The 23,742-nt window shown below is 72.5% G+C and carries 24 protein-coding genes; 9 read left to right on the top strand and 15 right to left on the bottom strand.

What is annotated here, in order from left to right; genetic code table 11:
• Window positions 1-143 precede the first annotated feature (143 nt).
• The 4 genes from ribH (at window position 144) to K933_RS08470 (ending at window position 4,638) form a co-directional block, all read left to right on the top strand.
• Entirely contained in the window at window positions 144-566 is a 423-nt protein-coding gene (gene ribH / locus K933_RS08485; RefSeq protein ID WP_023394303.1) for a 6,7-dimethyl-8-ribityllumazine synthase, read from the top strand.
• Entirely contained in the window at window positions 563-1,753 is a 1,191-nt protein-coding gene (locus K933_RS08480) for a pyridoxal phosphate-dependent aminotransferase (RefSeq protein ID WP_023394302.1), read from the top strand. Before ribH ends, K933_RS08480 begins: the two co-directional genes overlap by 4 nt.
• Before the next feature lie 124 nt (window positions 1,754-1,877).
• Complete coding sequence (locus tag K933_RS08475; protein WP_023394301.1) at window positions 1,878-2,564, top strand: DedA family protein; 687 nt, start codon at window positions 1,878-1,880, stop codon at window positions 2,562-2,564.
• Between the two features lie 121 nt (window positions 2,565-2,685).
• Complete coding sequence (locus K933_RS08470; protein WP_023394300.1) at window positions 2,686-4,638, top strand: DEAD/DEAH box helicase; 1,953 nt, start codon at window positions 2,686-2,688, stop codon at window positions 4,636-4,638.
• An 80-nt stretch (window positions 4,639-4,718) separates the two neighbouring features.
• On the opposite strand, the gene K933_RS08465 is transcribed toward K933_RS08470, so the two are convergent.
• Window positions 4,719-6,062 (bottom strand): oxidoreductase, encoded by a 1,344-nt coding sequence (locus K933_RS08465; protein ID WP_023394299.1) that lies wholly within the window; start codon window positions 6,060-6,062, stop codon window positions 4,719-4,721.
• A gap of 85 nt (window positions 6,063-6,147) precedes the next feature.
• Here K933_RS08465 and K933_RS08460 point away from each other — a divergent pair, with 85 nt between their 5' ends.
• On the top strand, window positions 6,148-6,447 hold the full coding sequence (locus K933_RS08460; RefSeq protein ID WP_023394298.1) for a hypothetical protein: 300 nt from the start codon (window positions 6,148-6,150) through the stop codon (window positions 6,445-6,447).
• A gap of 26 nt (window positions 6,448-6,473) precedes the next feature.
• Here the strand turns inward: K933_RS08460 and K933_RS18690 are convergent, their stop codons facing one another.
• The 10 genes from K933_RS18690 to K933_RS08410 all read right to left on the bottom strand — a co-directional run bounded on the left by K933_RS18690 (window position 6,474) and on the right by K933_RS08410 (window position 17,174).
• The gene (locus K933_RS18690) at window positions 6,474-6,782 is read right to left on the bottom strand and encodes a hypothetical protein (RefSeq protein ID WP_023394297.1); all 309 of its coding nucleotides are present in this window, start codon (window positions 6,780-6,782) and stop codon (window positions 6,474-6,476) included.
• Window positions 6,783-6,801: 19 nt separating this feature from the next.
• Window positions 6,802-8,952, bottom strand: coding sequence for a S9 family peptidase (locus K933_RS08450; RefSeq protein ID WP_023394296.1), 2,151 nt, complete (start codon window positions 8,950-8,952; stop codon window positions 6,802-6,804).
• Between the two features lie 156 nt (window positions 8,953-9,108).
• Window positions 9,109-10,032, bottom strand: a complete 924-nt coding sequence (locus K933_RS08445; protein ID WP_049947712.1) for a DUF4349 domain-containing protein — start codon at window positions 10,030-10,032, stop codon at window positions 9,109-9,111.
• Between the two features lie 89 nt (window positions 10,033-10,121).
• On the bottom strand, window positions 10,122-10,472 hold the full coding sequence (locus tag K933_RS08440; RefSeq protein ID WP_049947711.1) for a glyoxalase/bleomycin resistance/dioxygenase family protein: 351 nt from the start codon (window positions 10,470-10,472) through the stop codon (window positions 10,122-10,124).
• 249 nt (window positions 10,473-10,721) lie between these two features.
• Window positions 10,722-11,375, bottom strand: coding sequence for a bifunctional 4-hydroxy-2-oxoglutarate aldolase/2-dehydro-3-deoxy-phosphogluconate aldolase (locus tag K933_RS08435; protein ID WP_023394293.1), 654 nt, complete (start codon window positions 11,373-11,375; stop codon window positions 10,722-10,724).
• Between the two features lie 85 nt (window positions 11,376-11,460).
• Window positions 11,461-12,744: an FAD-dependent monooxygenase gene (locus K933_RS08430; protein ID WP_023394292.1), complete on the bottom strand. Its 1,284-nt coding sequence runs from the start codon at window positions 12,742-12,744 to the stop codon at window positions 11,461-11,463.
• A 66-nt stretch (window positions 12,745-12,810) separates the two neighbouring features.
• Window positions 12,811-14,343, bottom strand: coding sequence for an FG-GAP repeat protein (locus K933_RS08425; RefSeq protein WP_023394291.1), 1,533 nt, complete (start codon window positions 14,341-14,343; stop codon window positions 12,811-12,813).
• A gap of 201 nt (window positions 14,344-14,544) precedes the next feature.
• Entirely contained in the window at window positions 14,545-15,321 is a 777-nt protein-coding gene (locus tag K933_RS08420) for an ABC transporter permease (RefSeq protein ID WP_023394290.1), read from the bottom strand.
• Window positions 15,318-16,400, bottom strand: coding sequence for an ABC transporter ATP-binding protein (locus tag K933_RS08415; RefSeq protein ID WP_023394289.1), 1,083 nt, complete (start codon window positions 16,398-16,400; stop codon window positions 15,318-15,320). The genes K933_RS08420 and K933_RS08415 overlap by 4 nt, the downstream gene beginning before the upstream one ends.
• 54 nt (window positions 16,401-16,454) lie before the next feature.
• Window positions 16,455-17,174: a helix-turn-helix domain-containing protein gene (locus tag K933_RS08410; RefSeq protein WP_023394288.1), complete on the bottom strand. Its 720-nt coding sequence runs from the start codon at window positions 17,172-17,174 to the stop codon at window positions 16,455-16,457.
• 324 nt (window positions 17,175-17,498) lie between these two features.
• On the opposite strand from K933_RS08410, the gene K933_RS08405 reads away from it, so the two are divergent.
• Window positions 17,499-18,500: an aldo/keto reductase gene (locus K933_RS08405; RefSeq protein ID WP_023394287.1), complete on the top strand. Its 1,002-nt coding sequence runs from the start codon at window positions 17,499-17,501 to the stop codon at window positions 18,498-18,500.
• Window positions 18,501-18,776: 276 nt separating this feature from the next.
• Window positions 18,777-19,481, top strand: coding sequence for a class I SAM-dependent methyltransferase (locus tag K933_RS08400; protein WP_023394286.1), 705 nt, complete (start codon window positions 18,777-18,779; stop codon window positions 19,479-19,481).
• Between the two features lie 24 nt (window positions 19,482-19,505).
• Here the strand turns inward: K933_RS08400 and K933_RS08395 are convergent, their stop codons facing one another.
• From K933_RS08395 to K933_RS08385, 3 genes are all read right to left on the bottom strand, one after another.
• Window positions 19,506-19,748: a SelT/SelW/SelH family protein gene (locus tag K933_RS08395; protein ID WP_023394285.1), complete on the bottom strand. Its 243-nt coding sequence runs from the start codon at window positions 19,746-19,748 to the stop codon at window positions 19,506-19,508.
• A 116-nt stretch (window positions 19,749-19,864) separates the two neighbouring features.
• On the bottom strand, window positions 19,865-20,563 hold the full coding sequence (locus K933_RS08390; RefSeq protein ID WP_023394284.1) for a DUF7546 family protein: 699 nt from the start codon (window positions 20,561-20,563) through the stop codon (window positions 19,865-19,867).
• A 17-nt stretch (window positions 20,564-20,580) separates the two neighbouring features.
• A complete protein-coding gene (locus tag K933_RS08385) occupies window positions 20,581-22,050 on the bottom strand; it encodes a heme o synthase (RefSeq protein ID WP_394295677.1) in 1,470 nt (489 codons plus the stop codon).
• A gap of 117 nt (window positions 22,051-22,167) precedes the next feature.
• On the opposite strand from K933_RS08385, the gene coxB reads away from it, so the two are divergent.
• Window positions 22,168-23,019 carry a cytochrome c oxidase subunit II gene (gene coxB / locus K933_RS08380; RefSeq protein ID WP_023394282.1) on the top strand — a complete coding sequence of 284 codons (852 nt, stop codon included), beginning with the start codon at window positions 22,168-22,170 and terminating at the stop codon, window positions 23,017-23,019.
• An 84-nt stretch (window positions 23,020-23,103) separates the two neighbouring features.
• Window positions 23,104-23,250 (top strand): hypothetical protein, encoded by a 147-nt coding sequence (locus tag K933_RS18685; RefSeq protein WP_023394281.1) that lies wholly within the window; start codon window positions 23,104-23,106, stop codon window positions 23,248-23,250.
• Between the two features lie 185 nt (window positions 23,251-23,435).
• On the opposite strand, the gene K933_RS08375 is transcribed toward K933_RS18685, so the two are convergent.
• A complete protein-coding gene (locus K933_RS08375) occupies window positions 23,436-23,717 on the bottom strand; it encodes an amphi-Trp domain-containing protein (protein WP_023394280.1) in 282 nt (93 codons plus the stop codon).
• Window positions 23,718-23,742: the final 25 nt, after the last annotated feature.

Below are 23,742 nucleotides of genomic sequence, written 5' to 3'. Positions count from 1 at the left end.
GGTTACAACTTTTGTGATCACGGGCCACGCCCCCGCGCGCCGGTCGTCCTCGGGTCGCGGCGCCGGCGCGTCGCGGTCCCGGCGCCACCGCGACATCGGCCCCGAGCGGTACGCCTTTCACTGGCCGCGCCGACCGGCCGGGCATGAGTGAGACCGCACTGGGACTGGTGGTGGCGCGCTACTACGCGTCGATCGCCGAGCGGATGGAGGAGACCGCACGCGAGACCGCGGCCGAACGCGGCGCGACCGTCGTCGAGGCGCTCGACGTGCCGGGCGCGTACGACACGCCGCTGGCGGCCGACCGACTCGCCCGCCGGGACGACGTCGACGCCGTCGCGGTCGTCGGCACCATCGTCTCGGGCGACACCGACCACGACCAGGTGATCGCGCGGGCGGCCGCCTCGGGGCTGACCGACGTGAGCCTCGACCGCGACACACCCGTCACGTTCGGCGTCGCCGGTCCGGGCCAGAGCGGCGCCGAGGCGCGCGAGCGGGTCGACAAGGGCGCCGAGGCCGTCACCGCCGCCATCGACATGGCCGAGGAGCTGTCGGGGGTGGCGGCGTGACCGACTCCGACTCCGGCCCCGACCACGGCTACGAGTACGAGTTCACCGACCGGATCGGGAGCGTCGAGCCGTCGGCGACGCTCGCGATCAGCGACGCCGCCTCGCGGCTCGAAGCGCAAGGGGAGGACGTGGTCGACCTCTCGGTGGGCGAACCCGACTTCCCCACGCCCGAGAACGTGGTCGCGGCGGGCGTCGACGCGATGGAGGCGGGCCACACCGGCTACACCTCCTCGAACGGCGTCCCCGAACTCAAGGAGGCGGTCGCCGCGAAGCTCCGCGACGACGACGTCGACGCCGACGCCGAGGAGGTCATCGTCACGCCCGGCGCGAAGCAGGCGCTGTACGAGACGGTCCAGACGCTCGTCGACGACGGCGACGAGGTGGTCCTGCTCGACCCCGCGTGGGTGTCGTACGAGGCGATGGTGAAGCTCGCGGGCGGCACGCTCGAACGCGTCGACCTGACCGACCACGGGTTCCAGTTGGAACCCGCACTCGACGACCTGGCGGACGCGGTGAACGACGACACCGCGCTCGTGGTCGTCAACTCGCCCGCCAACCCCACCGGCGCGGTGTTCTCGGACGCCGCGCTCGAAGGCGTCCGCGACGTCGTCGTCGACCACGACGTGCCGGTCATCTCCGACGAGATATACGAGGAGATCACGTACGGCGTCGAGCCGACCAGCCTCGCGAGCCTCGACGGGATGGCCGACCGCACGGTCACCGTCAACGGCTTCTCGAAGGCGTACTCGATGACGGGCTGGCGGCTGGGCTACCTCCACGCCACCGGCGAGTTCGTCGAGCAGGCGGGGAAACTCCACAGCCACTCGGTGTCGTCGGCCGCCAACTTCGTCCAGCGGGCGGGGATCGAGGCGCTGTCGAACACCGAAGAGGCCGTCGACGAGATGGTCGAGGCGTTCGAGGCGCGCAAGGACCTCGTGGCGGACCTGCTCGCCGACGAGGGCGTCCGCGCCCCCGAACCCGACGGCGCCTTTTACATGATGATGCGCGTCGCCGACGACGACGCGACGTGGGCCGAGGAGGCCATCGAGGAGGCGCACGTCGCGACGGTCCCCGGTCACGCGTTCGGCGCGCCGGGGTACGCCCGGATCAGCTACGCCGCCAGCGAGGAACGCCTCCGCGAGGGGGTCGAGCGGCTGTCCGACGGCGGCTTCTTCGACTTCGACTGAGGCGGGAGTCGACGCGACTGCGGAGTCGACCCGCCCGGGATGCCGGCCGCCGGCGTCCGACCCGGTCGCCCGGCAGCCCCGCTCGGCCGCCGGGGTTTACCCCTCGACCCGAGTAGCCGCACCCGTGGCAACGCTGTTACTCGGGGAGGGAGTCGTGGGGCCGCTCCTCGTCGGAGGCAACCTGCTCGGGAGCGGCCTGGTCGCGACCGCCCAGACCCTGCTAGTTCAGTACGGCTACCTCGCGGTGTGCTGTTTCACCTTCCTCGAATCGTCGCTGCTGTTTCCGCTCCTCCCCAGCGAGGTGGTGCTCCCGTTCGCGGCGGTGCTGCTCGTCGGCGACCCCATTTCGCTCGCGCTGTTCGTCGTCGCCACCACGGCGGGCGTCGTCGTCGGCAGCGTCGTGGCCTACTACGTCTTCGGCCGCGGCGGCGAGGAGGTGGTCGAGCGCTGCGGCCCGCTGGTGCGCGTCTCCGACCGCGAGAGACGGTGGGCGAAGGCGACGTTCCGCCGCTACGGCGAGTGGTCGGTGTTCTGGGGACGGCTGTTGCCGTTCCTCCGGTCGGTCGTCTCGATCCCGGCGGGGTTCGCCGGCATGGGCCTCGCGCGGTTCACCGCTTACTCGGCGGGCGGCGGCCTCCTGTTCAACCTCGCGGTGGGTGCGCTCGCGTTCGGCGGCGACGGCGAGCGGTCGGTGTACGACGTGGCGTTCGAGGTGACGCGGGACCTGGTCGCCGAGCGTCCCCTCCTGTCGGCCGTCGCCGCCGTGGCGGCCCTCGCGGCCGCCGCGGCGGCGTACGAGCGGGTCGACTGACCGTCGGCCGGCCGGTCGACCCGACGGCCGGCGCGTGGACACGGCGACGGGGCGGCGGCGCCGTCGGGCGGTCCGACCCCGCGGGAGGGTTTTTACGTCGTGACGGCGCAGACGGAGTAGAATGCGCGTCAGCGACCTCCCCCTCGACACCGCCCACGTCGAGCACTTCGAGGCGGCGGGGATCGAGGAACTGTACCCGCCGCAGGCGGATTCGGTCGAGGCGGGGGTCTGTGCGGGGGAGAACGTCGTCGCCGCCATCCCGACCGCCTCGGGCAAGACGTTCGTCGCGGAGCTCGCGCTGCTTACGGCCGGCGGACCCGGGCTGTACATCTGCCCGCTCCGCGCGCTCGCCCGCGAGAAGTACGAGGAGTTCGACGCGCTCCCCGGCGTCGACGTGGGCATCTCGACGGGCGACTACGACTCCGCGGCCGCGGATCTGGCCGGCCACGACGTGGTGGTGGCGACGAGCGAGAAGGTGGACTCGGCGATCCGCAACGGCGCGGCGTGGGTCGACGACCTGGCGTGCGTCGTCGTCGACGAGGTCCACCTGCTCGGCGCGACCGGCCGCGGACCGACCCTGGAGGTGACGCTGTCGACGCTCCGCCGGCGCACCCGCGGCGCGCAGGTGGTGGCGCTGTCGGCGACGGTCGCCAACCCCGACGAGATAGCCGGCTGGCTCGACGCCGAACTCGTCGAATCGACGTGGCGGCCGGTCGACCTCCGGACCGGGGTGTGCGCCGGGGGGCACGTCGCGTTCGACGACGGCACGGGCTTCTCCGTCGAGGTGCTGGACGCCGCCGACCCCGACGTCGACGCGCGGACGGAGGCGACGGCGGCGCTGGTCGCCGACGCCGTCGCGGGCGGCGGGCAGGCGCTCGCGTTCGTCCGCTCGCGCCGCGAGGCGGAGGCGCTGGCCGACCGACTCACCGACGAGGGGCTGGCGGAGGCCGCGGATATGGGCATGCCCGCGGCCGAGACCGCGGAGGCCGTCCGCGAGGCGGGCGGCACCGAGACGGGCGAACGGCTCGCGGAGTGTGCGGCGTGGGGCGTCGCGTTCCACCACGCCGGCCTGCGGTCGGCCCACCGCGCGGTCGTCGAACGGGCGTTCCGCGAGCGCCGGCTGGCGGTCATCTGCGCGACGCCGACGCTCGCGGCGGGCGTGAACGTCCCCGCCCGGCGGGTGGTGGTCCGCGACCAACAGCGCTACGACGGCGAGGGGATGGAGTGGCTCCCCGTCCTCGAAGTCCACCAGATGTGCGGGCGGGCCGGCCGCCCGGGGCTTGACCCGTACGGCGAGGCGGTACTCGTCGGCGACGACGACGAGCGCGCGGAGTTGGAGGAGCGGTACGTCGACGCCGACCCCGAGGCGGTGGAGTCGAAACTCCGCGACCGCGCCGCCCTCCGCACCCACACGCTCGCGCTGGTGGCCACGGGGTTCGCCTCGTCGCAGGCCGAGGTGCTCGACGTCCTCGGCGACACGTTCTACGCCTACCGGACGCGCGACCCGGACCTCGGGGGAGTGGTCGGCGACGTGGTGGGGGAACTGATCGAGATGGGGATGCTCGCGCCCGCCGGCGGCGGACGCGCGAATGGCGGCATCGAGGCGACGCCGCTGGGCGCGCAGGTGTCCCGGCAGTACGTCACGCCCGAGACGGGCGCGCGCCTCGTCGCCGGACTCCGGCGGATGGCGGCGATGGACGAACGCGACGTCACGCCGCTCACCGCCTTCGAGGTGGTGTGTGACACCCCCGACATCCAGAACGGCTACCTCCGCGGCGAGGAGCGGGCGGCGATGTACCAGTTCGCGCGCACTCACGCGGACGAACTCACCACGTCGATGGGCGACACCGACGAGTTCGAGTCGTGGCTGGAGGCGGTCAAGACCGCGCGCGTGCTCGCCGACTGGGTGGAGGGCGAGAGCCTCGACGACCTGGTCGAGGCGTACCGGATCGGCCCGGGCGACCTCGAATCGAGCGTCGAGCGCGCGGAGTGGCTCTCGGGGGCGGCGGCGGCGCTCGCGGAGACGCTCGACCTCGAACTCCCGGTGTTCGAGTCGGTGCGCGCGCGGCTCTGAGACGCCGGACGCGAGCGCTGTTCCGAGACGCCGAGGGGACCCGACGGACGGCGTCGACCGCCGCCCGCGCCGTCCGGCGGTCAGTCCCCGCCCGCGTCGGCGTCTGCGGCGTCCGGGCGCTCGTACGCCCCCTGCTCGCGGAGGGCGCCGGTCCGCCGGAGCACCGACGGAGTGCGACAGACGCCGGGTTCGCCCGCGGCCTGCGGGACGACGCAGTTGTTGCAGTTCTCGCAGGCGACGCGCGCGCCGGCCGCCCCCCGCCCGAGCAGGCGCGCCGGGAGCCGCGGCTCCGCGTAGAAGGGGCGGGCCATCCCGACGGCGTCACAGGCGCGGCCCGCGGGACCGTCCGAGAGCAGGCGGTCGACGGTCGAACGCTCCCTGACCCCTCCCTCACACAGCACGGGCACGTCGACGCGCCGGCGGACGCGTCCGCAGAGGTCGGCGTTCCACGCCGACTCGAAGTCGTACGCGAGCGACTCGACCCAGTTGGCCGCCGCGACGACGGCGGCGCGCGCCCGCGACCCGAACGCCGCGGCGTACCCCTCGCGGAACCGGTCGTCGCGCCACGACCGCCCGGGGAACTCGCCGCGGACGATGCTCAGGTCCCAGAAGACGGAGCCGTTCACCGGGACGAGCGCGTCGTACCCCGCCGATTCGAGCCGCTGGCACGTCCGGACGCAGTCCGCCGCCGAAAGCCGCCGGCGGACCACGGGCGGCGCCTCCGTCTCGGCGGGCACCTTCGTCAGCAGGGGGACGTCGCCCGCGCGCTCGCGAACCTCCGCCGCCAGGAGTTCGAGGAAGCGGACGCCGTCGCCGAACTCGTCGTCACGACGGTTGTAGAACGGCGAGAGGAACTGGTGGACGATACCCATGTTCGCGCCGGCGACGTGGACCGCGTCGTAGCCCGCGTCGACCGCGTACGCGGCCGAGCGGCCGAAGTCCGCCGCGAGGTCGTACACCTCGTCGGTCGAGAGCACGCGCGCGTCGTACGAGAGGAACCCCGCCCGGTCGAGCGCGCGGAGGAGCCGCGGCGGCCGGGAGACGGCCAACTGCTGGAGGCCGGGGTGAGCCTCGCGGTAGCCCGCGTGCCACGTCTCCATCGAGCGCAGGCCGCCGTGCTCCAACTGGATCGCTATCTTCCCGCCGTGGGCGTGGACCGCGTCGGTCAGCCGCGAGAGCTCCGCGACGAAGTCGGGGTCGGACACCCGCGTCATCCCCGGCGCGGCACAGCCCCCCTCCGGGCGGACGACGGTCGCCCCCTGACAGACCAGCCCCGCGCCCGCCGCCGCCGCGGGTTCGAGATCCTCGATCAGCGTGTCGACCGCGTCGGGACCGTTCCCCGCACACTCCAAAAGCGGCGCGCGGTACAGCCGGTTCGGGAGGGTCACGCCGCCGATATCGAGCGGGTCTTCGAGCGCGGGCATCGGCCCGCGCTTGGACGCTCGCGGGCATGAAGGCTCGCCCTCCGAGAGAAAGCTTACCCTCGGTCGCCGATGAGCGGCGACCGTCGTGAGAGGGAGCACCACCGCGGTCACGCTCGGCGTCGGCGTCGTCGCCGCCGTACCGCTGCTCGACGTGGTCGCCGGGAACGGGTTCGAGGACCCGTCGTACGCGCTGGGGTACGCCGGCACCGTCGTTCTATTCGTCGGGTGGGTGGCGATGTTCGCCGGCAGCCTGCTGGTCGCGTACCGCGACGACCCGCCGGCGCTCGCCCGGCCGGCGGTCGTATTCGGGACCGTCCTCGTCGTCGGTGCGGTGCTGCTGGTCGTATCGCGGTTCGACTGCGTGTTTAGCGCCTGTCCCGTCTGACCGCTCTCGGACGCCGACCGCGCCGCTCACTCCCGCGCGCCGACCTGCTCGTGGGTGTGGTGGTAGAACCGCACCAGCGGGCCGTCGGCGCCCGCGACCGGTTCGAAACAGACCCGGCGGTAGCGCTCGTTGTCGATGAGGTTCACCAGTAGCCCGCGGTCGTGGACCGACACCGAGTCGTACGCCGTCTCGCAGACCGGACAGACCGCCGGCGCGTCGGCGAGCGGATCCGAGTCGGATTCGGAGCCGGCGTCGGTCGGCGCCGAGGCGGACGCGGAGACGGGGTCGGCATCGGCGTCGGTCGAGTCGGGACCAAGGTCGGGGTCGCGGTCCATCGTCGGCGGTGGGGGCCGCCTACTCGTCGGTGTTTCGCCCGTGGGGGTCGTACTCCCCTTCGGCGTCGCCGTCGACCGCGGGGTCGTGCCGCTCGTACCACGCGACGATCTCGTCCAACCGGTGGATCGCGCGGTCGGGCGCGCCGACGTTGTGGTGTTCGTCCTCGTAGAGGACGAAGCGCGCGTCGACTCCCTGTTTCTTGGCGGCGACGTACAGCTGTTCGGACTGGGAGGGCGGACAGCGCCAGTCGTCGGTGCCGGCCGTGACCAACAGCGGCGTCTCTATCTCGCCCGCGTCGGTGATGGCCGACGAGGCGTCGATCGCCTCGCGGTTCTCCCACGGGACGCCGTACTCGTTGTCCATCCAGACGTGCGAGTCGTCGGTGCCGTACGCCGACCGGAGGTCGTAGATGCCGTGTTCGGGCGCGGCGGCGGTGAACAGGTCCGGCTCCTGGGTGACGAGGAACCCCTGCGAGATGCCGCCGTACGAGAAGCCGTAGCCGAACACGCGGTCGTCGTCGACCCAGCCGCGGTCGACGAGCGACTCGACGCCGGCGGCGATGTCGTCCACCTCGTGGGTGCCCCACTGGCCGCGGAGCGCCTCCGCGAACGCGCGACCGTAGCTGGAGCCGCCGCGGTAGTTGGGGCGGAGCACGACGTAGCCGCGGGAGGTGAGAACGGCGTGCTCGAAGCTGAACACGGGTTCGTCGTAACTGATCGGGCCGCCGTGGATGGCGACGACCAGCGGGTGGTCGCCGTCCGCCGGGTCGACGCTCGGGTCGTGGTAGACGACCCCCGAGATGTCGTGGCCGTCGCTCTCCCACTCCACCCGGCGGACGTCGGGCATCGGGTAGTCGTCGGTCAGGTCGGCGTTCGTCTCCGACAGCCGCGTCAGCGAGTCGGGCTCCGCGTCGGCGTCGAGGTCGGCGGTGTCGACGGCGTACACGTCGCGCCCCTCGCTCGGGTGCGAGAGGACGAACGCCGCGCGGTCGTCACCGGGGTCGAACCCGGAGAGCGCGCGGTCGTCGCCCTGCGCCTCGAAGACGCGCTCGACCGTCGCGTCGGTCGGGTCGACGCCGTCGGTCCCGCCGAGCGAGACCCGCGCGAGTCGGCTCCGCGCCTCGTCGGCGATCACCGCGTACAGCGTCTCGTCGTCGGCCCACTCGGGCGACGCGCCGCGCGCGAGCGTCCGGTCGAGATCCGCGGTCAGCGGCTCGTAGGCGCCGTCCTCGTAGACGTACACCGCCGTCGGGACGTACCAGTTGTCGGGGTCGGCCGCCGCGAACGCCAGCCGCTCGCCGTCCGGCGACCACGCGGGCGCGCTCGCCGAGAGACCGCCGTCGGTCAGTTTTCGGAGGCCGCCGCCGTCGGGGTCGACCGTGAACACGTCCTGTGCGGTGGTGTCGTCGGCGTCGTCGCCGTGGTAGGCGACGAACGCGATCCGGTCCGACGCGCCCCACGCGGGCTGGAGCCCCGAGAGGCCGGAGAACGCGCCGCCGGCGTACGCGCCGTCCAGTCGCTCGGCCTCGCCGGTGTCGACGTCGACGACGTGGAGGTACGTCGTCACCGTGTCGGTGTAGCCGACGCCGTCGAGTTTGTGCTGGAGGCGTTCGGTCTCGACCGGCCCTCCCTCCTCGCGGTCGTCGAGGTACGCCCGCTCGGCGTCGGTCGGGTCGCGCGCGGCCACCGCGAGTCGGTCGCCCGACGGCGACCAGTCGAACGACGAGGCGCCCTCCGCGAAGTCGGTGACCTCCCGGGCGTCACCGCCGAGCGAGAGGTCGAACAGCCACACCTGCGGGGTCGGCTCGTCGTCGGTGCCGGCGTCGGCTCCCTCGTCGTCCGCCTCGTCCTCGTCGTCGTCGGTCCCCTCGTCGTCCGCGTCGCGGCCGACCCGACGCTCGCTGTCCTCCTCGCGGGCGGCGAGGAACGCCAGCCGGTCGCCCTCGGGTCCCCACTGCGGGTTGGACGCGCCCGCGACGCGGGTGAGCCGGTGGGGGTCGCGCGACCCGTCGGTCGGGACGACGAACAGCGAGCCGACCCGCTCGTCCTCGTCGGGGTCGAACTCGGTGACGGTGAACGCCACGCGGTCGCCCGACGGCGACAGCGCGGTCTCGCCCACCTCCGAGAGGTCGTAGTACGCATCCGTCGGCAGTTCGCTCGTGCGGTTCACGCGAACGAGTGCCGCGGGCGGCCCATATCCCTTCCCCTGCCGGACGCGACGGCCGGATCCGGACGCCGACGACTCGGCGGTACAGGGAGCAGGCGACGCAGGCGGGCAGACGACACAGGCGGTGCGGGACCCGACGGGTCCGCCGGGTCCGCTCGGCTACACCAGGTCCGCGCGCCGCCGGTACAGCAGCGCGAGCAGCGTCAGCGGCACGCCGACGGCGATGGCGTACGGGAGCGCGTACGCCGTGAGTACGACCGCGCTCCGCGCGAGGACGACCACGCCGTCTATCGACGAGAGGAACGCCTCGACCAGCGGCGTGTCGTACCACGCGCTCGTCTCGGGCGGTTCGTAGTCGGGCGACGGCTCGAACAACTCGACCGTGATGGTGGAGTAGGTGACCCGCCGCTGGAGGCTCTGGAGGCGCGCCTCCACCCGTTCGATCTCGGTCTGGACGTCCGATAGCTCCCGCTGGACCGCGAGCACCTCCTCGGTGTCGTTCGCCCGCTGGTACAGTTCGCGCAGGCGGTCGCGTTCGGCCTCCAGGCTGTCGAGCCGCGCCTGCAGATCGACCACCTGCTCGGTCACGTCCTGCGTCCCCTCGGTCCGGCTGACCACCTCCCCTTGCGCCGTCACGGCCTCCATCGCGCCCGAGTAGTTACCGGCCGGCACCCGGAGGACGACCCGTCCCTCGGTCCACGTCCGGTTGCCCTCGCCGTTGACGTTCTCGGTCGACTCGGAGACGTAGCCGCCGGTCGACGCGGCCAGTTCGGTCAGGTTGGCCCGCGCCGCCTCGTAGTCGTCGACCCGGAGCCGGACGGTCGCCGTCCGGATCAGCTGTCTGTCCTGCCGTTGGACCTGCGCTCCCGTCGCGTCGCCCGCGGTACCCTCCTCGCCGCCGGCGCCGGTCGCGTCAGCCGCGGCGGTGTCTTCGGGCGCGGCGGTCGCCGTGGCCGCGAGGTCCTCCGACCCGCCCCGCTGGGCCACCCCGCCGCCCGCGCCGTCGCCGCCGCCCGAACAGCCCGCGAGTACGAGCAGGAGGACGCAACACACCGCGAGGAGCGTCGTTCGTGTACGAGCCATGCCCGCCCGTACACGGCAGCCGTACCTAACGGCTCGTAAATGTCAAAGAGCCGTTTTACCGACCGTGACTGCGCCGCGCCCACGGTGGCTCAGCCGTCGGGCGTCTCGTGGAGGAACGTCTGGAACTCCGCGGTCCGGCCGTCGGGGTCGTCGGCGAAGAACTGGTAGATGTCGTACTCCTCGTTGACGTGCGGCCGCTCGCGCGCCGCGTCGCCCACCCGGTCGTGGGCCGCGTCGACGCCCGCGCGGTCGTCGGAGACGAACGTGAGGATGCCGCAGTCCTCCGTCTCCTCGCCGTCGCAGAAGCCGAACCGGAACCCCTCGAACGAGAGGATCGTACAGCCCGGCTGTTCGAGCCACACGTCCGCGCCGACCACCTCGGTGTACCACTCGACGACCCGTTCGCGCGCCCGGGTGCGGAAGAAGACGAGTCCCGACACGACCGGGCGTTCGGCGCCGGGGCGTATAAACTCCACCTGGCGGGGCGAGCGCGGGTCCCCGGTCGGCACGACCCGACGGTGCCGAGTCACCTCGCCGCTCACGCGGCCCCGTGTGGAGGTGTACGTCCCGCGAGCGCCCGCCCCGGTCCGCGGCCGCTCCCGAGGACGGCAGACGGCCGCGTTCGCCGCCGAGCGTCCCGTCACCGAGCGTCTCGTCGCTGGCCGCGGCCGGCGACGACAGCCCTCGCTCTACTCGCGGGCGGCCTCGACGGCGTCGCGGAACGCTTCGGCGTTCTCCGTTATCCGCTCGAACTCGCCCGCGTCGACCGCGTCGCGGTCGACCAGCGCCGACCCCGCGCCAACTGCGGTCGCGCCGGCCTCGATGTAGTCGCCGCAGTTGTCGGGCGAGACGCCGCCCGTCGGCACCACGGGTATCTGTTCGAGCGGTCCCTTCAGCGCGGAGACGTGCCCCGGGCCGACCGTCGCCGCGGGGAACAGTTTCACCACGTCCGCGCCCGCCTCGAACGCCTCGATAGCCTCCGTGGGCGTCATGATCCCCGGCGCGACCAGCGCGCCGTATCGGTTGCACGTCTCGACCACGTCGCGGTGGAACGACGGCGAGACGACGAACTCCGCGCCGGCGGCGATGGCCGCCTGCGCCGTCTCCGCGTCGAGGACGGTGCCCGCGCCCACCGACACCGCGTCGTCGAGTTCCTCCGAGAGCGTCCGGATCATCTCGGCCGACCCGGGCGTGTCGGCGGTCACCTCTAACACGTCGACGCCGCCGTCGACCAGCGCCTCGGCGGTTCGGACGACCGTCTCGGACTCGGCGCCGCGCATGACCGCGATGACGCCGCAGTCGCGCACCCGCTCGAACGTCGCCTGCGTTCCTGGCGTACTCATACGCGAGTCCAGATTCGGACGCCTCATAAACGCGCGGGTCGCGCCAGCCGGGTCGGTGGCGCGACAGACGGACACGACTGACGGGTCAGTGGCGCGGGTGGACGAACCGCTCGGTCGCCACGCCCGGCGCGGGACCCAGCGCGAACCGGTCGACGGCGCGCCCGACGAACGGGAGCCGAAACACGAGCGGTCCGCCGACGCGCGCGGCGGCGGTGAGCGCCCGCGCGGGGAGTCGGTCACCGTCGCGCACCAGCCCCGCGAGCGCCCGCTCGGCCCGCCGCTGGAGCGCGAGGGTCCGCTCCACCTCCGGCCGGCGGCGCGACTCGAACGCGACGAGCGCCGACGCGGGCAGCGCGAACTCCCTGCTACTCGCGTCCGCGTCGCCGCGGCGACCCAGCGCGTCACAGAGCACGTCGTGGGCGACGGCGGCGTCGCCGACCGCGAGCGCGTTCCCCTGCGCGCCGATGGGGGAGGCGACGTGGGCGGCGTCGCCGAGGAGGAGCATCCCCGGCCGGGTCCACTGGGGCGCCAGCCCCGGCGCGACGTCGAGCAGCGAGCAGTCGTCGAAGTCGGTCGGCTGGTCGTCGAGCGCGGGGCGGAGCCGCGGGTCCACGCGCGCGAGCCGCTCGCGGAACGCCTCGATACCCGCGGCTCGAACGTCGGGGTAGGTGCCCGCCTCGAGCAGCCAGCCGACCTGCACCTCGCCGCGGCCCAGCCCGAAGTACAGCAGGACGCCCTCATCGCCGACGTGGCCCTGCGCGCGGGCGTCGACCGCACCGCTCGGGAGCTTGAACCAGACGAGTTCGAGCGGCGAGTCGAACAGCCCGGCGTCGATGCCCGCCGCCGAGCGGACCGTCGAGTAGCGGCCGTCCGCGCCGACCACCGCCCGCGAGCGGAGCGTCACGTCCTCGTCGACGCGGCGGTCGTGGGCGTCGACGCCGACGACCGCGCCGTCGGCGGTCCGGAGCCCCTCCACCGTGGTCGCGGGGTGAAAGGAGAACTCGTCGTACGCGCTCGCGCGCTCGACCAGCAGTTCGAGCAGCGGCGGCTGTTCCATCAACAGCGCGTACGGGTGGGGCGTATCGAGCGTCCCGAAGTCGAACGCCTCGACGCGGTCGCCGTACAGCACCACCTCGCCGGTCGTCGTCGTCTCGTGGTCGAGGTCGAGCACGTCGCCGAGCAGGTCCATCCGGTCGAACAGGTCGACGACGCCGGGGCTCCAGCCGAACCCGCGGAACTCGCGGTCGAACGACCCCTCGTGCTCGACGAGCGCCACGTCGACGCCGCTGCGCGCGAGCAGGTAGCTCAGGACCGCGCCGCCCGGCCCGCATCCCACGACGGCGACGTCGACGAGTTCCTCTCTGGTCATGGGGACCCTGCGGGCGGCGGCGACAAGAAACTGTGCGCGGAGGCGGGCGGGGCGTACGAGCCGAGATCAGAGGTCGACGACGTACACCTCGCCCGTCTCGTCCCCCCGGTCGTACTCGGCGACCCCGACCGCGAGTCGCGAGCCGTCGAACGCGACCGACCCCACGTGGTCGACCGCCCGCTCGTGGGTCCAGGTCCCGTCGCGGAGTTCGTACAGGAGCGTCGCCTCCGACCCACCGACGACGAGTCGGTCGCCCCGGAGTTCGAGTGACCAGCCGGTCCCCCCGACCTCCGCGAGCGGCCGTCTCGTCGTCGGCTCCCACCCCGACGCCGACCGCTCGTAGACGTACACCACGCCGTCGTCGTCGGCGGGCTTCGTCGGGTCCGCGACGACGATGCGGTCGCCGTCGACCGCGACCGAGATGGCGAACAGCGACAGGTGGTCGAGTCCCGCGTCGGGTGTGAACCGCGCGACCGCCTCCCACTCGCCGGCGGCCGAGCGCTCGAGCACGTACGCCTCCCGGTCGGTGTACGACCCCACGACGACCGTCCCCCCCGAGAGGTCGGCCGCGACCGCGGCGTACTCGTCCGAGCCCGCGGCGAACCCCTCGGTCCGCTCCCACCCCCCGCCGCGCCGCTCGAACACGTAGACGGTTCCCCCGCTGTCCGTCGCGATGCCCGTCGCCCCGTCGACGACGACCGCGCCGCCGCCGAGGTTCGGCCCCAGGTCGAACCGGTGTCGGCGGGCCCACCCGTCGCCGGACTCGCGCTCGTAGACGAACACCGCGCCGTACGCGGACACCGGAGCCGTCGGGTAGCCCGGCGCCGAGACGAACGCGGTGTCGCCGTCGACGGCGACGCCGCCGCCGAACCGGGGACCGATGGTGGGGTCGTCGAACTCCGACGGCACCGGCGGGCCAGCGAGCCGCCAGGTCCGCGTCCAGCCGTCGTCGCCGCGGGTGAACACGTGGGCCGCGCCGCGTTCGTCGTCGGTGCCCGCCGCCCCGACGAGCAGCGTCGACCCGTCGAGCGCGACCGCGCTCCCGAACTCGTCGCCGGCGTCGAGCCCGTCCGCCACGACCCGGGTCGCCCCGTCGCCCGCCGCACACGGTAGTTCCGCCTCCAGCCGGTGGGTGCCCGGCCCGAACGTCCCCGTCGCCGCGTCGACGAGGTCCTGTTCGTCCGCACTCGCGAACGAGAACCCGCCGTCGGAGAGCGTGTAGACGACCAACGAGAGCGTCAGTTCCGCTCCCTCGGCGACCCGGAACCCGACGGACGCACTGGCGCCGTCGAGTCGGATCGGGTCGGCGGTGACGGCCGCGCGGGTCGCGGGGTCGAGCGAGTTGATCCACCCGTCGCGTCTCGTCGCCCCCGTCGCGTCGCCGTGGAGGTACCGGATCAGCCGGTTCTGCCGGCCGTAGAAGCCGCCGCCGTCCTCACCCAACGCCTCGATCGGATCGCCCGCGACGAAGTCGACCTGGTAGGCGCAGTCGCCGTCGGCGCGGGCCGCCCCGACGCCGGTTCCGACCCCGAGGAGGCCCGCCGCCGCGGCGCCCGCCCGGAGCGTTCGTCGTCGTGTCAGCCGGTCGTATCGGGTCATTGGTTAGTGTCACCGAGTAACGTATCCGTGGTCGTGTGCTAATATCGAGGTGATCGTTCGACACCGGCGAGGGGGATATGGAAGGCGTACGCCCGTTCGGTCGCCCCGCCGTGTTCCGGCGTAACGGGGGGTTACCGGACGAGTCGGGTCTACTCCGCTCGAATGTGCGAGCGCCGGGCGTTCTCGGGTGACGGCCGAGACTCAGGCGCTCCGCGGCACCGCGTACGCGCCGACGAGGAAGAAGCCGACCGAGAGCGCCGCGAGCACCGCGAGGTTGCCGTAGGTGCCGAGCGGCGGCGCGTAGCCGCCGGCGGGCGCGTACACCAGCGTCCGGACGCCGCGCGCGAAGTAGGTCAGCGGCGAGGCGAACTCGACGATACTGAACCAGTCGGGGAGCAGGTCGCCCGAGACGAACGTGTCCGAGAGAAACAGCAGCGGGAGCGCGATGGAGTTCGACGCCGCGATCACGCCGTCCTGTGAGTCGGCGACGCTCCCGAGTATCGCGCCGAACCCGCAGAACAGCACCACCGCGAGCAGGACGAACGGCACCAAGAGGAGGAGTCCGGGCGTCACCGCGATCTCGGCGCCCGTCGAGAGGACGACCAGCCCGAGGATGAGCAGCGACGCCGCGCCGATGACGCCGACGTTGACGAGGGTGTGCGCGAACAGCCACTCCCCGCGGGTCAGCGGCGTCGTCGCCAGCTTCTCGAACCGGTGGCCGTCGCGGTGGCGCGCTATCTCGCTGCCGACGCGCGACAGCGGCGTGAACAGGACGACCGTCGCCAGGTAGCCCGGCACGTAGTAGGCGTCCGCCCGCGAGAACAGGCCGCCGCCGCCGGGTTGTGTGCGGACGAGGACGCCGAAGATGACGACGAGGATGACCGGGAAGAAGAACGTGAAGAAGACGGCGGTCCGCCGTCGGAGGAACGACCGCGCGGCCGCGACCGCCTCGCTCTCGATCCGGCGGAGGCGGCTCACCGACCCGCCCCCGCGCCCGCCTCGGACGTCGGGTCCGTCCCGGCGTCCGCCTCCGACGCCGCGTCCGCGCCGGACCCGGCGTCCGCCTCCGACGCCGCGTCCGCGCCGGACCCGGCGTCCGCCTCCGCTCCCACGACGCTCGCGCCGGGGGTGTACGTCCCCTCGAACGTCTCGCCCGTCAGCCGGAGGTAGACGTCTTCGAGCGTCGGCTCCGTCCACGTCAGCGACTCGTAGGCGGCGTCGGTGCCGTCGAGGGCGGCGACCGCCCGGCCGATGTCTGCGGGCGTCACCCCCTCGACCACGGCCTCGTCGGCCCCCTCCTCGACGGAGAAGCCCGCCTCGCGGAGCGTCGCGGCCGCCGTCCGCGCCGCCGCCGTCGCCCCCTCGCCGCCGAAGCCCACGACGAGGCGAGCGGCGCCGCCGTACTCGGCGACGAGTTCCGGCGGCGTACCGACCGCGACGAGTGCGCCGTCGCGGAGCAGGCCGACCCGGTCGGAGAGCCGCTGGACCTCGTCCATCGAGTGGCACGTCAGGAAGACGGTGGTGCCGCTGGCGGCCAGGTCGTCGAGGAGTCCCCACAGCGCGCGCCGGCCCGCGGGGTCGATACCGGTGGTCGGTTCGTCGAGGAACAGCACGTCGGGGTCGTTCACCAGCGTGAGTCCGACGCAGGCGCGGCGCTTCTGGCCGCCCGACAGCTCCTCGTACCACGTGTCGGCGTCGTCGGCCAGTCCCACGTCCGCGAGCACGTCGTCGGTGGGGCGGGCGTCGTCGTAGAGGCCGCCGTAGTAGTCGACCAGTTCACGGGCGGTCAGCCGCGCGGGCGGGGAGAACTCCTGGGGGAGCAGGCCGACGAGCGCCTCGTCCGCCGCCGCCGGCGGGCGGCCGAACGCCCGCACCTCCCCCTCGACGTCGGTCGTCCCCGTGAGCGCGCGCACGAGCGTGGTCTTGCCCGCGCCGTTGGGTCCGATCAGTCCGAACACCTCGCCGGCGTCCAGCGAGAGCGAGACGCCGTCGAGCGCGACCGTATCACCGTACGCTTTCCGCACGTCCGTGGCGCGTACAACCGGCTCGTCGCTCATACGAACGGCTCGGCTCCTGCCGGCCGTAAGGCTACCGAAGCCGGGACGGGGGAGTCAGAGCGACCGCTCGATGAACCGGCTGAGGACGGTGTCCTCGGCGGTTCGGAGGCGGTACTGGACGGTCGAGCGCGGGACGCCCAACTCCTCGGCGAGTTCGGTGACGGTCACCTCGCGGGGGCGCTCGTAGTACCCCGCCTCGTACGCCGCCTCCAGCACCTCCCAGTGGTCGTGCGAGAGCCGCGCGCCCGCGCTCGACTCCACGTCCCAGTTGCCCGCCGTCCGGAGGTGCGAGACTTCGAGTTCGAGCCCCGGCCGGAGTTCCGCCTCGATGGCGTCGTACAGCGCGCCGACCGGACCGTCCTCGGGGTAGAGCACCTTCCAGCGGTACTCCGCGCCGGTCCGGCGCGCCTCGAAGAGGACGCCGTCGCCGAGGTGGTCGACCACGATGTACGGCACCGACCGGCAGTCGGACACCTCCCGCCGGCGGGTGTACACCGTCAGCGCGTTCGACTGTCGGTCGAGCACCTGGTACCACCGGCTCGTCTCGCAGTCGGGCGCGTCGAGACACTCGTTACACCGCGACTCGTCGAGGAACACCTCCTCGACCGCCTCCAACCCCTCCGCGGGTCCCTTCAGGTGGTCGACGCGCCACATCGTCTCCTCGGTGCAGACGCAGACGGAGGTGCGCGCCGACAGCGACGGGTACGCCCGGAACACGTCCATCAGGTCGTCGACGCCCTCGTCGAACCGAACCACGAACTCGAACTCGCGCACGGTAGTGGGTTCGCCCGGCCGGGCATCACCGTTACGGATCGGTTGTCATATGCTAGTCGGTCACGTTTCCCAGTTCTGTCGGCATCACGTATCAAGCCCGGATTACTCCGTGAATACCACAGTCATTTGCCCATGACCAATCACGAACTGTCGGATTCTCGCCCGTCGGGGATCCTCGCCCGTCGTCGAGTCCCGGAGCGGTGAGCGCGTAGAGCGCCCGAACGCGGGTCGACCCGGTCGGGTCGCCGCCCGGAGAACGCCGCGTGGTTCGCCGACTGTCACGGTTTTTTGGTGCGGGCGGTCGAGCGGCCGGGTATGGCAGAGATGGACTACCGGCGGCTGGGGTCGACCGGAACGAAGGTGTCGAGCCTCTGTTTCGGCACGTGGCGTTTCGGGATGAAGTCGGGCGGCGTCGTCGAGACCGGGCGAGACGACGCCCACGAGTTGCTCGACGCGTTCGCCGACGCGGGCGGCAACTTCATCGACACCGCGAACGTGTACGGCGACCCGAACGGCACCGCCGAGGAGTACATCGGCGACTGGCTCGCGGGCCGGGACCGCGCGGACTACGTGCTCGCCTCGAAGGTGTACTTCGGGTTCGACCCCGACAACCCGAACGGGTCGGGGCTGTCGCGCACCCACATCCGCCGTCAGATCGAGGGGACGCTCGACCGACTCGGCACCGACCACCTCGACGTCTACTACATCCACCGGTTCGACGAGGAGACGCCCGTCGAGGAGACGCTGCGAACGCTCGACGGGTTGGTCGAGGACGGCCGCGTGAGCTACCTCGGCGCGTCGTCGATGGCGGCGTGGCAGCTCACGCGGATGCTGTGGGAGAGCGACGTCGAGGACCTCGAACGGTTCGAGGTGACCCAGCCGATGTTCCACGCGGCGTACCGCGAGACCGAGGACTACCTCGACGTGTGTGCCGACCAGGACCTGGCGGTCTGTCCGTACTCGCCGCTGGCGGGCGGGTTCCTCACCGGGAAGTACGAGCGCGGCGACGACGGCCAAGCCGTGGGTCCGGAGGGGTCGCGTGCGGACCTCGTGGAGTACTTCCAGGACGCGTACGTCAACGAGCGGAGCTGGGACGTGCTCGACGCCATCAGGGAGACCGCCGAGGAACTCGACGCGACGCCCGCACAGGTCGCGCTCCGGTGGCTGATCGAGCGGCCCGACTACACCTGCGTACCCATCGTCGGCGCGCGGACGGTCGAGCAGTTGGAGGACAACCTCGGCGCGGTGGAGATCGAACTCTCGGACGACCAGCGCGAGCGGATCACCGAAGCGCGAGAGGAAAGCGAGGAAGGCGAGGACGAGTGAGCGAGCGACCGTAGGGAGCGAGCGAACGAGTCCTCGGCAAACGGCGGCGAGGTTGCCGAGCCGCCCATAGAAGTAGAGCAAAGCGAGGACGAGTGAGCGACTGAACGGAGCGAACGAGTCCGTGGCGAAACCGCGGCGATGGTGCAGACGAACCGCCCACGGAACGAGCGGCACGCGAGCGGCCAGAGAGCGGGGCGACCGCCCGACCGCCCCGTCCGCGGGTCGCGGTGTCACACCACCCGAACGCACTTACTCGACCGCCGGGACCAGCCGGCAGTGACCGACGCCGACGAGTTCGACGCGGACTCGGACCGCGCACGGCGACGCCGGGTGCGCGACGGCTACGACGCGCTCGCCGACGCGTACGGGAAGTCGCGCGACCCGCCGGAGGCGCCGCTAGTCGAGTCGTTCCTCGCCGACCTGTCCGCCGGAAGCCGGCTGCTCGACGCGGGCTGCGGGCAGGGGACGCCGGTGCTCGACCGGCTTCCTGCCGGCGTCGCGGGCGTCGGCGTCGACTTCTCGGTCGAGCAGTTGCGGCGCGCCCGCGGCGTGACCGACGCGGCGCTCGTCCGCGGCGACCTGACGGCGCTGCCGGTCGCGGACGCGAGCGTCGACGCGGTGACCGCGCTCCACTCGCTGATCCACGTGCCCGACGCCCAACAGCCCGCGGTGTTCGCGGAGGTGGCGCGGGTCACCCGGCCGGGCGCGCGCCTGCTGGTCACCGCCGGCACCGGGCCGTGGACGGGCGCGAACGACGACTGGCTGGGGAGCGGCGTCCGCATGGAGTGGTCGTTTCCGGGCGTCGAGACGACCCGCGAGCGACTCGGCGAGGCGGGGTTTCGCGTGACCGACGAGGCGTACGTCCCCGACGAACTCGCCGACGACGGTGACGGCGAAGGTAGTGAAGATAGCGAAGCCGACGAGGACGGCGAGGACGGCGGCGGCTGGCTGTTTCTGACTGCCGAAAAACGCGAGCGCTGACGGCCGGCCGCGACGGCGGTCGGGTTACGCCGTCGCGCCGACGTACGACTCGACGGAGTCGACGATGGCGTCGACGTCGAACTCGTCCGACTCCTTGTCGAAGAGGACGTCGCCGTCGGCGCGGACCTCGAACACGCCGTCGTCGCCGGTGACGAGCGCGACCCGGTCGACCTCCCGACCGTACCGTTCAAGGATCGCGCCCTGGACGTCCTGTGCACGGTCCAACATCCCGCAGGGAACGCAGTACTCGATCTCGACTGTTGTCATGGTTCGTGAGGAACGTGCGGCCGAGCGGGCATAAACCACCGGTCGCCAGAGGGGGCCGCCGGTATCGCGACCGGCGGGCGGCGGCCGGCGGGACCGCTCGGCGACCCGGAGCAGGGTCAGTTCGCCGACTCGCGGAGCCGCGAGAGCGCATCGAACCCGGGGCGCCACCACAGCAGTCCGACGGTGAGGAGGAAGACGGCCGTCGAGGGACCGTAGCCGATCCCCGCGGCGGCCGCCGCGAGCGTCGACCCGCCGCCGAGCAGCGAGGCGGCCGCCCCCGCGACGATGGGGAACGAACACGAGACACACGAGAACAGCCCGAGTACGCCCGCGACGCCCGCGCCCGACGCCGCCACGAGCGCGCCGTACAGCAGGTACGCCAGCGCGGCGTAGCCGAGCACCTTCGCGGGCATGAGTACGAACGCGAGGGCGCTCCCGCCGTACGTCACCGCGGGTCCCCACCCGGGCGGGAGGAGCGCGACGCCCAGCCCCGACGGCGTCGTGGGCGCCGCCGCGCCGACGAGACCGCCGAAGTACGCCAGGAGTACGGCGTAGCCGACCGCCGCCGCCGCGGCGCGACGGCGAGTCGCGGCGTCGACCGACGGCGGGTCGTACCGCGCGAACACGAACAGCGCGACGTCGACCCAGACGAGTCCGTACAGCGTGAACAGCGGCGAGGTCATCGTCGCGTTCGTGAGCCCGAAGTAGGCGACCACCGCCGCGAGTTCGAGGTTGAACGCGAGCGTGGCGACCAGCAGGTCGCGCCGCGAGAGGGTGAGGTCGCGGCCGGCGACGGTGAGGGAGGCGGTGCTCATTGGTCGTACGCGTGGGCTCAGACGACGAGCGCGTCCACCACCACGGCGAGGAGGACCGCGCCGAGGTAGGCGTTCGAGGCGTGGAACGCGCGGAAGGCGGCGGGTTCGTCCCGTTCGTAGTGGAGGCGGACGATGGTCCAGAGGAACACCGCGCCGACGCCGGCGCCCGCGAGCGCGTACAGCCAGTCCAGTGCGCCCAGCCCGACCATCGCGGCGCCGACGGCGAGCGTCGCGCCGAAGTACCAGACGATGTGCCGGCGAGTGACGGTCTCGCCGCGGACGACGGGCATCATCGGGAAGCCGCCGCGCTCGTAGTCGTCCTTGTACGCGAGCGCGAGGTTGTAGAAGTGCGCGGGCGTCCACAGGAAGATGAGCGTCGCGAGCGCGACGCCGCCCAGCCCGACCGTCCCGGTGACGGCGGCCCAGCCGATGAGCGCCGGGAGCGCGCCCGCCGCGCCGCCGACGACCGTGTTCTGGACCGTGTTCGGTTTGAGCACGAGCGTGTACACGACCGAGTAGAACAGGATGGCGACCAGCCCCAGCACCGCCGACAGCAGGTTGACCCACGCGAACAGCGCGAGCGAGGCGACCGTGAGCGAGAGCCCGAACGCGACGGCGTTGCGCACCGACACCAGATCGACCGCGAGCGGGCGGTCGCTGGTCCGCTGCATCCGCCGGTCGACGTCGCGTTCGAGGACGTGGTTGAACGTGCCCGACGCGCCGATGGCGAGTGCGCCACCGGCAAGCGTCGCGGCGACGACTTCGGGCGTGAGCTCCGACCCCGCTCCGGCGGCGTTCGCGCCCGCGAGCGCCATCGCGGCGCTGGCGACGAGACAGAGGAGCCACATCAGCCGCGGCTTCGTCAGCCGGAAGTACGCCGTCGCGGTCAGGCGGGCGCGCGCGAGCGGCGCGTCGCGCCACGCCGGAACCGACGGCGACGCCCCCGCGTCGACCGCCGTCGGCTCCGGAGCCGACTCCGTCTCCGAGAGGGGAGCCGCGGACGGCGACTCGTCGGGGTCGCCGGTCTCCGCCTCGAGTTCCCAGCCGAGCGCGGCCACCAGGCCGGCGAACAGACACAGCCCGCCGACCAGGTGGAGCGCCGAGGCGGTGAGGGCCACACCCGCGACGGTGACGGTCGCGCCGGCGCCGGCGACGGCGACGTACGCGCCCAGGACCGACTGGACGGGGTAGAGCAGGACGGCGAGCGCGAGCGCGGTCCAGACGCGCGTCGGGGGCCGCTGCCGGACCGCCGCGACGGCGGTGGCGACGACCAGCAGACCCACGACGAGCGCGACCGTCCGGTGGCCGAGCGCGACCCAGCCCGCGGGCGACGACGGGAGCGCGAACCCGCCCCCGCAGGCCGGCCAGGCCGCGCAGGCGGCCGCGGCGTCCGTGACCGCCGTGGTCGCGCCGACCACGAGTAGGAGGTACACCCCCATCGCGGTGGCCGCCAGCAGCGCGGGGAACCGGTTCGAGTGCACTGTCACCCACTACCCGACGGGCGCATATCAACCCGACGCTTCCCACCCGGAAAACCGCACGGCGGTCGACCGATCGGGGGCACAACAGTAGGTATTTACGTCGGCTGTGCCAACCGCGGATACATGACGGCAAAGCGCCTCGGAACCTTCTTCGCGGCGGTGGTGGGGCTGACGGCGTTCGTCGGTACGGCGGCCGCACAGCCCTCCACGACCGCGGGGCTGATCAACGGGCTGAACGGGAAGCTCCTCTACATCGCGGTCCCGATCACGATCCTCGTCGAGGTCATCCTCATCTACACCGTCCTGAAGTTCAAAGACTCCGACGAGGCGAAGCCGACCCGCGAGAACCGCCGGCTGGAGATCACGTGGACGATCGCGACCGCCATCATCCTCGTGTTCGTCGGCGTCGCCTCCTACGGCGCGCTGGCGAACCCGAACGTGACGTACACCAGCGCGATGGCACAGCCCGACCCCGGTCAGGGCGACGTCGAGGTGACGGCGACCGCCTACCAGTGGAACTGGCGGATGAACTACACCAACGAGGGCGTCACCGGGCTGACGGCGAGCGACCTCAACCTCTCGACCGTCGACGAACTCCCCACCTCGGAGACCGAGGACGTGAGTGGGCCAACACTCGTGTTACCGCGCGGCCAAGACGTCTACATCACCACCACCTCCGAGGACGTGATCCACGCGTTCCACGTGCCCGAGTTGGGACTGAAGCAGGACTCGATGCCCAACCAGAACAACACGATCAAGACGCGACCGCTCGAGGTGGGCGTCTACCAGGGGTACTGCGCGGAGTACTGCGGGAGCGGCCACTCGCAGATGTACTTCAACGTGGTCGTGGTCGAACAGGACACCTACGACCGGCTGATGAGCGAGGCGGCGGCCGCCTCCTCGGAGTCGGCGTCCACTAACGCCACGAGCGCGAACGCCACGTCGACCCCCAGCGGGTCCGTGGTCGGCGCCTGACTGCCGGCGACCCGCGTTCACGTTCCGAGTTCCCCTTTCCCCCGCCGTCCGAGATTCAAGTTCTCCCCGAACGTAGCGACCGGCGTGCGCGACGAGACAGAGGTCCGCGAGCAGTACGAGTTCCTGGCCGACCAACTCGACTCCGAGGAGATGCGTCACGAGGGAGTGAGGGAACTGTTCACCCACTACAAGCGCGCGCTCGGGTGGGTGCTGGAGGAGGAACACATGTGAGCGAGGGGCAACACGCGGCCGCGACCGTGCCGGTATCTTTAAGTCGTTCTCACCGATAGATACTGGTGACGCTTCGTCTGGAGGGCCGAAGCGTCAGCGGGGACCAATTCAAGGGCGGCACGCGCCGCGGTTTTCGCGGCGCGCCCCTTTGTCTCACGATTCGCGAGCGACGCGACGGTCGTTTCTCACTCGACCCGTACCTCGTCGGAGCCGCCGGCTCCGTCCGTAGCCTCGTCCCACTCGAGTTCGAACTCCACGCCGAGTTCGGGTGCGCCGTCGCCGGTTTCCCGTTCCGCCGTGACCTCGAACTCGGCCGCCGGGGGCACCGCGAGCGTCGGGGAGTCCCCGCCCCCGGCGAGGGTGAGTTCGCCGTCGTCGTCGAGACTGTTGGCCACGTCGCCCACCAGCGCCGCGACGTCGGCGCGCGAGCGGTTCGACTCCGTCGAGAACGGGATTTCCTCCGGCATACGTCCCCGTACGCGTCCGCGGAGC

Origin of the sequence: Candidatus Halobonum tyrrellensis G22, from assembly GCF_000495475.1 — an archaeon.
Taxonomy (GTDB): domain Archaea; phylum Halobacteriota; class Halobacteria; order Halobacteriales; family Haloferacaceae; genus Halobonum; species Halobonum tyrrellense.
Note: the sequence above shows the minus strand (reverse complement) of the source record. Positions and strands in the feature narration are given on the sequence as shown.

Coding starts and splice junctions, on each gene's coding strand:
- K933_RS08405 (WP_023394287.1), top strand. CDS start 17,499: ATGGACTACCGGCGGCTGGGGTCGACCGGAACGAAGGTGTCGAGCCTC.
- K933_RS08465 (WP_023394299.1), bottom strand. CDS start 6,062: ATGCCCGCGCTCGAAGACCCGCTCGATATCGGCGGCGTGACCCTCCCG.
- coxB (WP_023394282.1), top strand. CDS start 22,168: ATGACGGCAAAGCGCCTCGGAACCTTCTTCGCGGCGGTGGTGGGGCTG.
- K933_RS08395 (WP_023394285.1), bottom strand. CDS start 19,748: ATGACAACAGTCGAGATCGAGTACTGCGTTCCCTGCGGGATGTTGGAC.
- K933_RS08435 (WP_023394293.1), bottom strand. CDS start 11,375: ATGAGTACGCCAGGAACGCAGGCGACGTTCGAGCGGGTGCGCGACTGC.
- K933_RS08445 (WP_049947712.1), bottom strand. CDS start 10,032: ATGGCTCGTACACGAACGACGCTCCTCGCGGTGTGTTGCGTCCTCCTG.
- K933_RS08425 (WP_023394291.1), bottom strand. CDS start 14,343: ATGACCCGATACGACCGGCTGACACGACGACGAACGCTCCGGGCGGGC.
- K933_RS08390 (WP_023394284.1), bottom strand. CDS start 20,563: ATGAGCACCGCCTCCCTCACCGTCGCCGGCCGCGACCTCACCCTCTCG.
- K933_RS08415 (WP_023394289.1), bottom strand. CDS start 16,400: ATGAGCGACGAGCCGGTTGTACGCGCCACGGACGTGCGGAAAGCGTAC.
- K933_RS18690 (WP_023394297.1), bottom strand. CDS start 6,782: ATGGACCGCGACCCCGACCTTGGTCCCGACTCGACCGACGCCGATGCC.
- K933_RS08375 (WP_023394280.1), bottom strand. CDS start 23,717: ATGCCGGAGGAAATCCCGTTCTCGACGGAGTCGAACCGCTCGCGCGCC.
- ribH (WP_023394303.1), top strand. CDS start 144: ATGAGTGAGACCGCACTGGGACTGGTGGTGGCGCGCTACTACGCGTCG.
- K933_RS08430 (WP_023394292.1), bottom strand. CDS start 12,744: ATGACCAGAGAGGAACTCGTCGACGTCGCCGTCGTGGGATGCGGGCCG.
- K933_RS08470 (WP_023394300.1), top strand. CDS start 2,686: ATGCGCGTCAGCGACCTCCCCCTCGACACCGCCCACGTCGAGCACTTC.